10 protein-coding genes and 3 pseudogenes are annotated in these 13,052 nt (G+C 57.6%); 7 read left to right on the forward strand and 6 right to left on the reverse strand.

Annotation, left to right across the window (positions count from 1 at the left end; genetic code table 11):
- Window positions 1–240: 240 nt before the first annotated feature.
- A pseudogene (locus L0U84_RS43260) lies at window positions 241–468 on the forward strand (IS701 family transposase); the annotation flags it as partial.
- Between the two features lie 305 nt (window positions 469–773).
- Here L0U84_RS43260 and L0U84_RS43265 read toward each other — a convergent pair.
- Window positions 774–1,811 (reverse strand): IS110 family transposase, encoded by a 1,038-nt coding sequence (locus tag L0U84_RS43265; protein ID WP_233860279.1) that lies wholly within the window; start codon window positions 1,809–1,811, stop codon window positions 774–776.
- Window positions 1,812–2,009: 198 nt separating this feature from the next.
- Here L0U84_RS43265 and L0U84_RS43270 point away from each other — a divergent pair.
- From L0U84_RS43270 to L0U84_RS43295, 6 genes and pseudogenes are all read left to right on the forward strand, one after another.
- Window positions 2,010–2,631: pseudogene (locus tag L0U84_RS43270) on the forward strand (transposase); the annotation flags it as partial.
- Window positions 2,631–3,113, forward strand: coding sequence for a transposase (locus L0U84_RS43275; RefSeq protein ID WP_233860280.1), 483 nt, complete (start codon window positions 2,631–2,633; stop codon window positions 3,111–3,113). The pseudogene L0U84_RS43270 and the gene L0U84_RS43275, both read left to right, overlap by 1 nt.
- A 224-nt stretch (window positions 3,114–3,337) precedes the next feature.
- Window positions 3,338–4,126 (forward strand): hypothetical protein, encoded by a 789-nt coding sequence (locus L0U84_RS43280; protein WP_233860281.1) that lies wholly within the window; start codon window positions 3,338–3,340, stop codon window positions 4,124–4,126.
- A gap of 76 nt (window positions 4,127–4,202) precedes the next feature.
- Window positions 4,203–5,765: a tetratricopeptide repeat protein gene (locus tag L0U84_RS43285; RefSeq protein ID WP_233860282.1), complete on the forward strand. Its 1,563-nt coding sequence runs from the start codon at window positions 4,203–4,205 to the stop codon at window positions 5,763–5,765.
- Window positions 5,766–6,016: 251 nt separating this feature from the next.
- Complete coding sequence (locus L0U84_RS43290; RefSeq protein WP_233860283.1) at window positions 6,017–6,733, forward strand: glycosyltransferase; 717 nt, start codon at window positions 6,017–6,019, stop codon at window positions 6,731–6,733.
- 129 nt (window positions 6,734–6,862) lie between these two features.
- A pseudogene (locus L0U84_RS43295) lies at window positions 6,863–7,036 on the forward strand (transposase); the annotation flags it as partial.
- A gap of 555 nt (window positions 7,037–7,591) precedes the next feature.
- On the opposite strand, the gene L0U84_RS43300 reads toward L0U84_RS43295, so the two are convergent.
- From L0U84_RS43300 to L0U84_RS43320, 5 genes are all read right to left on the reverse strand, one after another.
- A complete protein-coding gene (locus tag L0U84_RS43300) occupies window positions 7,592–9,205 on the reverse strand; it encodes a choice-of-anchor D domain-containing protein (RefSeq protein ID WP_233860285.1) in 1,614 nt (537 codons plus the stop codon).
- A complete protein-coding gene (locus L0U84_RS43305; RefSeq protein ID WP_233860287.1) occupies window positions 9,163–10,050 on the reverse strand; it encodes a hypothetical protein in 888 nt (295 codons plus the stop codon). Before L0U84_RS43305 ends, L0U84_RS43300 begins: the two co-directional genes overlap by 43 nt.
- A gap of 11 nt (window positions 10,051–10,061) precedes the next feature.
- Window positions 10,062–10,790, reverse strand: coding sequence for a hypothetical protein (locus L0U84_RS43310; protein WP_233860288.1), 729 nt, complete (start codon window positions 10,788–10,790; stop codon window positions 10,062–10,064).
- A gap of 678 nt (window positions 10,791–11,468) precedes the next feature.
- Window positions 11,469–11,708, reverse strand: a complete 240-nt coding sequence (locus L0U84_RS43315) for a hypothetical protein (RefSeq protein WP_233860289.1) — start codon at window positions 11,706–11,708, stop codon at window positions 11,469–11,471.
- 171 nt (window positions 11,709–11,879) lie between these two features.
- Window positions 11,880–12,878 carry an IS110 family transposase gene (locus L0U84_RS43320; protein ID WP_326491258.1) on the reverse strand — a complete coding sequence of 333 codons (999 nt, stop codon included), beginning with the start codon at window positions 12,876–12,878 and terminating at the stop codon, window positions 11,880–11,882.
- Window positions 12,879–13,052: the final 174 nt, after the last annotated feature.

Here is a 13,052-nt window from a genome sequence, read left to right on the forward strand (position 1 = left end):
CCGACATAAAGCTAACTGTAATAGAAAATGACTGGTCAGTAACCGTCACGCGTCCGGTTTATGTCGTTAGCGCCCACTCCTTCAGAATTTCTTAAGCCAGTCTGGGGTAGCTGTCATAAAGTCCTACCGATCTCCCGGGAGGGGGATCTATGCCGTCAATATTTTCTAACGTCTCTTAGTACTACAGCCGTAGATTTTTTTTGCTATATTTCATTAGTACTACAACGCGAGTATAAGCAGATGCAGGCAATTGCGAAGGCGTTGGAACGTGAACTATACGCATTGCATGAGCGTCTCGGACGCCTGTTCAGACGCCCTGAACCCCGGCAGCGATCACTGGCATATATGAAGGGGCTGTTGGGCACAGTCGAACGCAAGAACAGCTGGCAACTTGCCGAATGGATTGGCGAGGCAACACCGGACGGCGTGCAGCACCTACTCGAGCGGGCGCAGTGGGATGCCGATGCGTAGAGCGAAGTAAAGTCGTCACCAAAAACGAAGTAGTCCGCCCTTATATGGGCACCACCCGTTTGCCAAGGAGAGCTTGCGTTCCGGTGGTTAGGTCGGTTGCATCCTTATATACGGCCCGTTTGTGGGGCATGCCCCTGGCCTTGATGGAATGCGCCGGTGAGATCCTCATCTGAACATCGGGCTTGATGCCCGGGCGGACTATCAGGTTTTTCTCACCGAGGTCTGACCTATCTCGCCATCATGCTTGCTTGCCTTGTGCAACCGTTGTGTCAGGAGAGCTGCGAACAATTTAATACGTTCATTCACGTTGCGGTAACTGGCGGGCGGTACGCGCGGTTACCCGCGAGCAACGCCCATGCAATGCGTGCATTCCGGTTGGCTTGCGCTACGGCGGCCTGGTTTGGATGCTTGCGCACCAGCAAATGCTCCAACCATGGATCGATCGGGGTCGGTCCTCGTCGCTGTAGTCCCTGACACATTCGGACGACAGCGCGCGCACCGTGGATCAACAGGGTGCGCAAATACGGATCTCCCCTTTTGCTAATGTGAGCGAGACGCTGCTTGCCGCCGGAAGAATACTGTCGGGGCACGAGGCCAAGGTAGGCTGCCAGATGACGGCCACTGCTAAAGCCCTGCGCGTTGGTGCCGATGTGGCCAACCAGGGCGGTGGCTGTTAGCAGGCCGATCCCGGGAATTTCGGCAAGACGTTGACTGGCGTCGCTCTGCCGATGCCACTTGCGAATCTGTGTTTCCATCACGTCGATCTTGCGATCGATCTCCCTGACATGTTCGAGCATGTCCATCAGCAGTTGCCTGAGCACGCCGGGTAGTTCGTTGGTCGCGTCTTCGGCGAGCGCCGGAATTTCGGCGAGGTGAGCGATGCCCTGCGGCAGAATCAGGCCATACTCGGCCAGCAGTCCACGCAGATGGTTACTGACCTGGGTGCGCATCTTGACCAGTAGTTGCCGGCTGACATGTAAATGCAGGATGCTCTGTTGCTCGACCGTCTTGACCGCCACGAAGCGCATGTTCGGCCGTTGCACCGCTTCACAGATGGCTTCGGCATCGTTCATGTCGTTCTTGTTCGTCTTCACGTAAGGCTTGACGAAGTGCGGCGCCATCAACTTCACCGTATGCCCCATCGAGGCCAGCCTGCGTGCCCAGTAATGTGCGCTACCGCAGGCCTCCATGCCGACCAGACAGGGCGCTAGGCGAGTGAAAAACAGCACCATCCCGGACCGGCTGAGACGTTTGCGCAACACCGTATGTCCTTGGGCATCGACAGCGTGGATCTGAAAAACGTGCTTGGCAAGGTCAACTCCGACAGCGGTAATATCCATTTCAGGCACCTCCACTCTTCAGTTGAACATCGCACTTCAACTTTGGCACACCGATGCCGTTTGGTGGGTGGTGCCCATTCCATCTGAATAACCCGGAATGCTTTATGCGACAGAGCTTTGAGGCCGAAATGGTGTTGTGAGATTTGCAGGAACCTGGCACATTAATGCGAGAACCCTGCATTTTTCGACGAGGTGCAGATGGGCCCGAAGACACCTATGCCGGAACAAGATTTCTTCCGGCATCCGCTGCGCGAACAGATCAACCTGAAGCATCCGCTGGTGCGGTTGGCCGAGCTGATCAACTGGGATCGGCTGGGCGTGTTGATGAGCGAGAGCTTCGTGTCCAGCAAAGGTCGACCGGCGAGCTCGCCGCGTCTGATTGCGGGGCTACTGTATTTGCAGCATGCGTTCGATCTGTCGGACGAAGAGGTGGTCTGGCAATGGGTGGAGAATCGTATTGGCAGGTGTTCACAGGCGAAACGTACTTGCAGACCGAGCCGCCGATCGACCCGTCAAGCCTGACGCGCTGGCGCAAACGGCTGGGAAAAGCCGGCGTTGAAGAGCTGCTGGCCGAGACGATCGAAGCAGCGAAACGTGCCGGCGTGATCAAGGCCGCGAGCGTGAAGCGGGTGATCGTCGACACAACAGTGATGGAAAAAGCGATCGCCCATCCAACCGATTCACACCTGCTCGAGCGGTGTCGCGAACACCTGGTGAAGGCGGCTGCGCGGCATGCCTGAAGCTGAGGCAGAACTACAACCGCGAGGCGCCACGTCTGGGGCTGCAAATTGGCCGCTACGGTCACGGGAAGCAGTACAAGTGACGGGACTGACCCGAACAATGATGCGCGACCTGTACGAGCGACTTGCACTGCTCGACAGGCAGATCGCGCGGTATGACGATCTGATCCAGAAAGTGTACAAGGCATTGCCCGCAAGCCAGCGTCTGGAGAAGATCCGTGGTGTCGGACCGATGATCGCAACTGCCGTCATCGCTGCGGCCGGAAGCGCCTCCGAGTTCTCAAACGGTCGGCAGTTTGCGGCATGGCCGGGCCTGACGCCCCGTCAGCACTTATCAGGCGGCAAAGATCGTCTGTTCGGTATTACGAAGCGCAGTAACGGGTATCTGCGCATGCTGCTGGTACACGGCGCCCGATCGGTTGTCCAGCAAGCCGTAAAGCATACAGACAGACTTCTACCCTCTTCTCAATCAGGAATCGAAGTCGCGCCCGCCAGTTGGCAAGTCAACATACTCAATATCTGCTTACATCGCGTTGAACTCCTACCGCCCTCGATGTCTTGAACAAACAATATAATGGGCTTGATCTTCGCTAGCCGGCGTCTATCCTGTTGAAAGTGGTCTTTGGTGCCATCGTGACGGCTAACAAGGCGGCGTGGAGAACTCATTTTTTGAGAAGGCGGAACTAATCAAAGCACGGTCGAATACGAGCCGCGTTATTCGTCGAAAATCTCAGATATTGAATGCCGTTCCGATTGGATAGTGACCGTTGAACCTCCGAGGTTATTGTGAGCGACCAAGCCGCCGTTAATTCCGAATCCATAGTCCGGTTTGAAGGCTCGACCTTGCAACGAACCGGGATGACTCGCCGGCTGAACTCGCTGTTCAAGGCTATGGCGAGCGACTTCTTGTTACGTGACCAATTTGTTACAGATCCCACCAAAATTATTGCGGAATACGTTCGAGGTGTCGAGCTTTCGTATGGAAATGCCTCTGTTTCCAACCAGCTTCTGTATTCGGTATTGAGCAACAGGTCATTACGGAGCTGGCTCATCAGTTATGCGATTGAGCATCGCATCGACTCGCCTTCGCATCGCTCATTTCTCACCGACTTCGGGCAAGCTCTTGCTGAACACGGTGACAAATTCTGCGTCTTTTCACTCCTCCGCGCCGCATCTGACAAAGAAGGGCGTACGGGCTTTGAAACGTTCGAATGGATAGTGCTGACCTTGTTACCTGTTCTGGATTTCGGTGCTCAAGGAATTTCTGAGAGCCCCACTGGCGATAGCCCTACTGGGCATGCCACCGGCCATGCGACAGGCGGCAGCCCTACTGGGCACGCCACCGGCCATGCGACAGGTGCCAGCCCTACTGGGCACGCCACCGGCCATGCGACAGGCGGCAGTCCTACTGGGCACGCTACCGGCCATGCGACAGGCGACACTCCTACTGGAAGCGCAACCGACGACGGCATATTCTCTTTCATACCCGATTATGTTCAGGCCGTACTCGATGAACTCGTCCAGTATGCGGCTCAACTAAAAGAACTCGGCGCAATCGATGTCTTCGAAGACTAACAGGGTGACATCGACTGCCGTTACGCGTCGCTTACGTCGTATCGCTTCGATTGCTGCAGCCGAAGAGGAGCATTCGTTGATTCAACTGTCGAGGGATAACGCTGACCTGAGAAGTGATCCCATTGCCCCTCCGGTCCGCTCGCCTTTGGTCGGATGCGAAGGCATACAAGACGACAAGCGGTGTGTGAGCATGGGGGACGCGTTCCTCACAAAAGACAGGTGTTTTCAAGCGGAGGCGTGCTATCGACAAGCCATCGAGCTGAGGCCCGACAACGCGGTGGCGCATGCGAAGCTTGCATGGACGCTGCATCTTCGGGGCGAAATCGCTGCAGCGTTAAGTGGCTATCGGTTGGCGCTTTTGCTCGATTCGAGCTTGCAGATCGCTCGAAGGAATCTTGCAAAGCTTCTGATCACAATCGGCGAGAGCGATGCAGGTTTTCGGCTATGTCACGAGGAACTTGTCCACACCGAAGACGGTGCAGCTTGGCTTCGCGGTCTGATTTCTGCAGCAATGCAAAGCCAAAACCTTAGTCTTGCTGGTGAATATGCAACGATCTATGCGCAACTCTGCTGGGGAAGCTCATGGTATCCGAGTTGCCCGGGGGACGCAGGCCTCCCACTCCCCGCCCAACATCCAACGGTTACTCTCAGTATTCCGAAGCTACGCCACGACATCGAGCAGTTTGAGTACCTTCAAAAGCTTGGCGTTATCGGCGACGAGTTCAGGCCAATTATCAATGAGTACCAGCACGTAATCGATCGCTTGATGGCACGGGGATCGGCCGTTTTCTCACCTCTTGATGTCGAAGACGTCCGGACGATTGGTCATGTCTATAACCGTATCGTGCATGTTCGTTCTACGCCACGAGTCGAACAAGCGCTGTCAAATAGCTGGGATGCGCAAGCGGTCGAAAGACAATATATCGCTCATCGGCCCGGTATTGTGGTTCTTGACGACTTCCTTTCCCGAGAAGCGCTGGCAAGCCTGTACCAATTCTGCCTAGAGTCGACCGTTTGGCTGACCAATCGATACGCACACGGACGCTTAGGAGCATTCTTTGACTCAGGATTCAATTGCCCGCTATTGCTTCAGGTCGCGGAGGAACTTCGCCAGGCATTGCCTCGCGTGTTAGGCGACCGATACCCGCTACGGCAGATGTGGGGATTCAAGTACGAGAACACTCTTCCTGACAACGTTTCACCCCATGCGGACTTTGCTGCCGTAAATGTGAACTTCTGGATCACCCCCGACGAAGCAAACCTCGACGAGAAATCTGGCGGTCTCGTTGTCTACGACGTAGATGCTCCCATTCAATGGAGCTTTGACCAATATCAGCATACGAGATGGGACACCCTCGGCCCTTTCTTAAGCAAAAACAACGCGCGTGCGATGGTTATTCCATATCGACAGAATCGCGCGATCATATTCAACTCTGATCTTTTCCATGTCACGGCAGGCCTTCGATTTCGCAAAGGCTATGAAAATCGGCGTATCAACATCACAATGCTTTACGGGGACCGGGAAAACGATGCGCATCACCCCCAACTGACCCAGCAACAGGGCCAGCGATTCGCAGTCAACGGCGCGGCGGCTTGGCGCTCGGCCGCTTTCGCCCGGGCCCGCAAACATAAGGTGTGATTTTCGTCAAGTGTTTCCCGGAATAGCTCGCTCGAATGCGAGACATTCTCTCCTGAACGGCAATTAGACGCTCTCCAACGTCAAGGACGGCGACGCTGACTACGCCCCAACTCACGCCTACCCTGTGGCGACCACCTGTGAAGGCAGAAGCCTCTATGTACAGTAAATTTCGAAGACGCTATAGACCCGACCTCATCGGCGCGAGTTATGAGCTTAACGTCCGGTGGCCACAACATTCGGAATTTGGGGTCTTGTATCTCGCCCTTGGTCCTGAGCACGCCGCACTGGCTGCGTTGAGTATCTCGTTTCTTAGACGATTCGGATACTCGGGTCCAATTCGCGTGGTGACAGATGCTGCCGTCTGGCCGGAACACGATTACGATTGCGAGATCGTAAAGATAAAAGTAGAGCACGCGCCGCGCTGGTATAAGACACAAATCAATCAGTTTGGATTTGACGTGACTTTGTTTTTGGATTCCGATATTTTGATTATCTCGAAGATCGATCATATTTGGGAAAATATTTGCTTTGCGGAGCTTTGTATTTCGCTTGAATCTCCGCAAGTACGAGATTTTATCAACTATTACTGGGAAAGGTCCGACCGCATGCGTCCAGAACTAGCGTATATGCATCGGTCTGGACTCGCTCAGCACGCTTTCTACAACAGCGGGGTTCTATTATTTCGGCGCAGCGAAAAAGTTGAACGCATGTTCAATTGCTGGCACGAGGAATGGAGACGATTTGGTGGTCGAGATCAGTGTGCATTGGTGCGTGCTTTGGTGCGGACAGGGATCAAAGTTCAGCTCTTGCCGCGCTCATGGAATTGCCCGCCGACCCATTTCCAATCGATTGCAGACGCGCAACGCGCAGGGATCAAGATGATGCATTTCTTTTCCGGACCGCAGCGTCTTAGATTACCCGCGTTGTTAGAAAAATTTGATGATGAACCGGGAGTTGTCCAAGGCTAGCGTAGGTCGCTGGGTGCTGCCCATATTAGGAAAGGAGCGCGCACGGCGGCAGTTCGTGAAGCCCTTTGAGCTTGCCCTCGAAAAACGAATCCCTTGCTGAGCATGTAAACTCACGCAAGGAGACGAACGATGACAAGCAAGGCAAAGCGAGCGCAGTACACGCTGGAGTTCAAGCGGGAAGCGGTGCGGCTGGTCAAGGCCGGGCAAAGCATGGCGGCGGTGGCGACGACGCTGGGTGTGGTTGAACAGACGCTGTACAATTGGGTAAAGGCTGACCGGGAAGGCAAACTGGCGGGAGCAGGCGGGTAGCGATCGCGCTCTTTGCACGTCCATCGATCTACTTGCGCAAAGCAAACAGATCTTGATCGCATGAGGTGTGACACTCACGCGCGCCACGCCGGATGCCGACCCAATCATGGAGCTTCGTGATGCCATGCCCCGTCCAGATCGGTCGCACGCACGGCTGAGTCAGAGGTCGTTGACCTCCTGTACGTTCATCCCTTCACGGCGTCCATGCGTTACCAGCCCAACGACAAAGGAGAACTCGTCGCGGCAGTTACGCAAACAACTGAGAGCCACCGCTCGCTGCGTGCCTTGGGCTCAAACTGGTCTCTCTCCATTACCGGTGTCGCGGACGACGTCATTGATATTTCAGCCCTCTCTATGCACCTCGGTCAGCCCTATCTTGCCGGTTGCGCCTGAGGGTCCCGAAAACAGAGCGATTCTTCGCCCGCCTACTCAGTTTGCACATCACAACCGTTTGGCCGGCGTCAAAACATACGTATCAGACTGGAGATCTGCGATACCCCAAGGCTTTTGACGCTCCCCACGGTGCGTCGCTCGCGCGAGACAATGGCTTCAATCTGATTCTTCGTCATCGTTGTCCTCACAGGCGCAGGGATAGCCCTGCCGGCATCCTGACTCACCGCGATGCCTATCGCAACACCCCTTGCGGCAATCTTCGCACTGCTCCCTGGCCTCCCTGTGGCAGTCGTCCCAGATGGTGTAGGCCAGCAACTCGATGCGCTTCTCTGGCGCGGCGGGGTCGTCGCTCCTGATCACCAGTTCACATGCCCTAGGATACTTCTCGGTCGCCCGGTACTGAATTACCAGCGGGATGCAGGCTCCGGGATGCAGCGCAACCGGGAACGGGTTGTGGATCATTCTCCAGTGGCGGCTCTTGCGTCTGAATTGCACGCTGCTCACCTGCAACGCACACTCGCCTGCATTGCAGATGACGACCGTGCGGTCCGCGCAACAACATGCGTGCACGCCGCCAAAGGTTGTCGAGCCCGATATCACCAGCCTTCCCGATGGCGAGTCGCCGGAGACGTCTACAGTCCGCGGTCCGGCCGGATCATTGCTGATAACGGTGATCGTTCCGGTCTTGTGGCCAAAGCCAAGCGGCTGGAATCGCACCGGCACGGACAGTGCATCCCCAGGCCCCACGGCGACAGGCCAGGAAAGGACCTCGGGGGCGAGGAACTCGCCAGTGACGGTGATCCCTGTCACATGGAGTGGACACCTGCCACTGTTGACGAGGACCAAGGGTCTATCCACAAAGCTTCCTATGCAGGCTCTACCTAGGTTGCCGGTGTCGGCGATGACCAGCGACAATCGCGGCGATGGGCATTCGCCTGAGACATCCACGACATGCGGGCTGGCCGGATCATTGCTGAAGATCTCGATTTTGCCCGACCTGGAACCGTGAGCGACCGGCTTGAAGCGGATGGGCAATTCGACTGACACGCCGGGCCGCACCTTCAGCGGCCAGGACAGCACGGCGGGTACTTCAAAATCCGCCGAGGTCGAGGCGATATTGAATATCCTGAGCGTGCCGGTGCCACTGTTGTTGACGGTCAGCATCTCGTCCACGAAGGACTCCCGGCAAACGTCACCGAAGAACCCGCTATTTGCGATTGCAGTCGCAACCTTCGGCATCCTGACAGTCAGTTTAAAAAAGAACGGGTCGATCGACACGGCAACCGGCGTGACTCCATCATTGCCAAGCAGGGTTTGGGTCGACCAGTCCACGTTGCGCTGGTAGGTGACACCGGAGGGAAAGTTCGCCTTGACCGGCGCGTTGCTGGCACTAAAGATGCCGTAGAAGTCGTTTTCGACCGCCTGAAGCTTGATGTAATCGCCGAGATAGGTTGCCATTACGGGGGTCGGCGACGGCGCGTTCGTCGGCGTACTTGCCAGCGTGTGCGACGAAAAGCCGGAGACAAAGCCGTTGTCGCTGACCTCCAGAATGGTCGTCCAGTTGGCGCCCACGACCTGCTGATACACGAAGCCAACCATGCCGAGCGTGTTGATGGCAACGCCCGGATTTTTGGCCACGGAGATCGAGCGGGCATCCGTCGACCAGTTCTTGCCGCCGTCGCTGGACCAGCGCAGATGCAGGATATCGTCCGAGGCTCCAGTGCCTGTCACATAGGCAATAAAGACACGCTGATCGTCGTTCGGATCCACGGCAATCGCAAGGTCTGGTCCATACCTGTCATTACCGAAGGTCGGGTCCAGAAAGTTCGAGTTGTACCAGGGGTTGGAAATCGCGGTCGCCACCCGCACACCGGCCTTGGAATCTCCCGCGTCGACCAGCGCCTGGAAGGGCAGCGACGATGCCCCCAGTTTAGGTCCTTGACGACTACTACATCCCGGGTGCTACCGGGACCTGGGCCGTTGTAAATGTAGAACGCGCAATAGATCGTCCCGCTACGGTGGATTGCAGTCCGCGTGGGCGGCATGTCACTCGTACTCCGCACATCGAGACTGTGGGTGGTGAATGCCGGCGAAGCCGCGGCGTCGAGGAATACGAGTATCGTGGAATTGGCACTGCCTGCGTTGTATCCGACGTATAGGCGATCCTGGCTGGCGCCGCCCACTACCGTGGTTGTAGCTTCCAGAAAAGGCTGGTCGCCGTTCACGGAAGCCATCGTCGTTTGCTGGGTCACGGCATCCGGTGCGCGGTTGATGAGAATGGTGAAACCACCGGGTGAGATCAGGCCGGAGTAGACTTCGCCACTCGTACCGCCATAACGGGACGTGACGTCCCAGGTCGGAAGCTGATCGCCTGAGGCACTGGGCATCACGAACTGTAGCGTCCAGGTGCTGCCTCCGTCGGCCGAACTGAACAGAGGCGCCCAGTTTCCAACCATGGCAGGGCTGATGGCCGACGTTCCCGCGGGGTTGTCGAAGGTGAATGCCGTGCCAATGATCTCGCCGGAATTCGATGGATTGACCGAGAGGTTGGGTTCGCAGTCCTGGTTCTCTTCGTCGCTCCAGCTCTTTGGAATCATGTTGACGATCTTAAGCATGGACGTAGCTCCTATTCCGGGGCGCCGACGATCTTCAGGATGGCTTCAAGGCGTTCGTGAGGCTGGATGTCCGGCGGTTCGGCGATGAACGCCGCCTTTTCGCGCTCCTCTTCCGGCAGAAGCTCGAGCGCGTCAGCTGGCGGATGCTGCAGGATCAGGATGGCGTGAAGTTCAGCGCGCAGTGCCGGCGCTCTCGGCAACCGCTTGGATGCCGTGCCAGGGCCGATGAGTGTCATGTGTCGCGGCTTGCCCCTGCCCTTCAGCACACGCTCGATGTTGAAGGGTGCCGTAGCCCACGGCACCCGGCCGCGCCGTTGCGCGGGCGGAAGAAGAGGGCGGACGGCTCCGACGGTGCCGAGCGCGACCAGGAACGCGGCCTCCACACGGCGCTCGATAAGTCTGGCATAACCGCGCTCCACCGCGGCCCGCACCTGCTTTTCAGCCGCCGCCTCGAGATGCGTCCGCTCCCTTACGGCAATCCCTTCACCGACTGCGAGGAAATCGGCAAGGAACACATAACGGCCTTCCGCAAGAGGCTGCAACAACTGCACCGTTACCTCCTGCCCACGCAATGCTCGCAGACCCGGCGGCCCCTTGACGACATCCTCGACCGATACCACGATCGTGGCGGCGTCGACGGAAAGCGTGGGCACGGTTGACGCGGCTGACCGGGCGACGGAGCCAGTAAATATGAAGGCGGAGGTATCCGCGACGGGAATGAGATCATCGATCGACGGCATGCGAAGTCTCCTTTCTGGAGATATAAAATAAGCTAGGGCTGCCGCAAAAAGGCCTCAGTCAAAAGTGCGAGCGGCAAGCTGCCTTACACTTTAAGCGTCACCTTGGGCATCGTTTGGGAACGCGCAAACCAACCGAGCCAGCACTATTGAGCGAAGCTTCGCCTGGGCTGGGCAGGAGGCATAACCCGCTCTGCCAAAGACATCCCGCAGTCAATGGATTCGACCACTGACATCGCACTTCAGGACGCTATCTGCACGCGGCTCCGATGAAGCTGCATCTTGAGACCTCGCTGCCGGAGCCTACAAGCGTCCAAGTTTCGTTGCCTGTCTCTTCCGACGGTAAGGGCAGTCCTTGCACCCGTTTCGGCTTGGGGTGTCTGGTTGCACCAAGATATGGACAAGCCAGCAGACACCAGAACAGTATAGGTCGTAGATGCGGATCCACGGCGACATTCACCGGGCTGTCGAGCCGCCCGAAGAATTCGGCGACCAGCCGCCATGATATGCGGATACTGCATGACATCGCTGGGGGTCGATGTTCGACGCTGTGACTCGATGTACCGGCAAGGAAGCGGTTACGTCGCTCTTCCATCCGGAAAAGGAGAATCGCTGTCTTGATCGACCCATGATGGGCACCAGGCGATACAGGAAGTCGATGGGACGATTTCGAAGGGCAGGCTAAGAAGACGGTGTCCATCGGCGGCGCCATTCGCGACGCGCCATGATCACAAGGACCAGAGTTGTCGCGAACAGCACGATAACAATACCCCACTCGAACGAGCCATTGTGCCGATCGGGATCGAACCCGGACACGCCCTCGATCCAGTCTGGCCATATCGCCGTGAGCACCGCCAGGAAGGCGGTCATGGAGGCGAGAACGGTTTCAACCCAAAAGACAGGGCGGAGATGTATTTTCACGCAATTCTCCTATCCTCAAGCGGCTCGTTGTGGATAGCGGCCTGAATACAAGAAAACAGTCAATTACGCTTACCGGGTGCCCCAAGCTCAACATACAGCGAATGCGCAAGGGAGTCGGACGGACTGCTAATTTTCGGGTCCTGGTCAGACTGATTCAGTATAGGTGGGCAACTAAAAAAGCGGAAATTCCTCTTGGCAATTTAAACCAGCTCCTGGAATGCGGCGACGGACCTCGAACACGCTCCTCAGGTGTTCTCGGTTCAGATTCCGGAACGATCTGGCGAGAGCGAACTGGATAAGAGCCAACCTGCGGCCGCTCGCCCATGCTGATTCTGTTGCTTCCCGGGGATACCCCTTGCGATCATGAAGCTGCCTGATCCATCGTTGCAGGCGGCTTGCATGTGTGGGGTCGGCACGCAGCGCCGACTGCAACGTGCTGCGAGCGCCCTGAACCAGCAGCGTGCGCAGATAGACATTGCCTCTCAGGCTGATGTGTCCAAGCCGCGTCCTGCCACCGGAGCTGTGCTGGCGCGGCGTCAGGCCAAGCCACGCGCCGAACTGCCGGCCGTTGCGGAAGATGCTTGCATCGGGAACGGTGGCAGCCAGCGCACTAGAGGTCACCGGCCCGACGCCGAGCAGTTCGCTGGCGCGTCTGGCGACGTCGCTGCTGCGGGCGGGAGTGGCAATCTGCCGGTCGCATCGGGCAAGCCGCAGGTTCAGCGCCGCCAGTTGTTCACGCACTTCCAGCAACATGGCGCGCATCGGGTCAGGCAGCCTGGGGTCTTCGATCAGCGTCGGCAATGCGCCAAGAATCCGGTCCGCAGAACGCGCAATCACCACGTCGAATTCGGCCAGCAAGCCGCAAGTGCGGTTCAGCAGTGCCGTGCGCTCCTCGTGCCAGCCTGCGCGCACGCTATGCCACGCCAGGATCGTCTGCTGCTCGACCGACTTGATCGCCACGAAGCGCATCGTACGTTGCCGGGCTGCAGCGGCGATCGCCTCGGCATCGGCCGCATCATTCTTGCCGCTCAGCCTGAATGGCTTGACGAATTCGGCGGGAATGAGCCGGGCAGTGTGACCCCGCGCGGCGAACCAGCGTCCCCAGCGATGGGACGATGCGCAGGCTTCCATCGCGACGCGGCACGGGGTTAACGCGCTGATCGACGCCACAAGCGACAATACGACGTAAAGGGAGTCCTTGCACCCGAAGTGGACAGCAGCCTTCTTCAGTGCGGCACAGACGTCGGGGCGTTCGCCAGCGTATGCGCGCGCGAGGTAGTCCGACAGCGCGTTCGCGACGCTCTCAGCGATCCCGAGGTCATGCTCGCAGGTCGACAGGAAGTG

The sequence above is a fragment of the Paraburkholderia sp. HD33-4 genome (assembly GCF_021390635.1).
Lineage (GTDB): Bacteria > Pseudomonadota > Gammaproteobacteria > Burkholderiales > Burkholderiaceae > Paraburkholderia.

What these genes read in the sequence shown, in the direction of transcription:
- L0U84_RS43265 (WP_233860279.1), bottom strand. Translation starts at nt 1,811, where the DNA reads ATGGATATTACCGCTGTCGGAGTTGACCTTGCCAAGCACGTTTTTCAG.
- L0U84_RS43310 (WP_233860288.1), bottom strand. Translation starts at nt 10,790, where the DNA reads ATGCCGTCGATCGATGATCTCATTCCCGTCGCGGATACCTCCGCCTTC.
- L0U84_RS43305 (WP_233860287.1), bottom strand. Translation starts at nt 10,050, where the DNA reads ATGCTTAAGATCGTCAACATGATTCCAAAGAGCTGGAGCGACGAAGAG.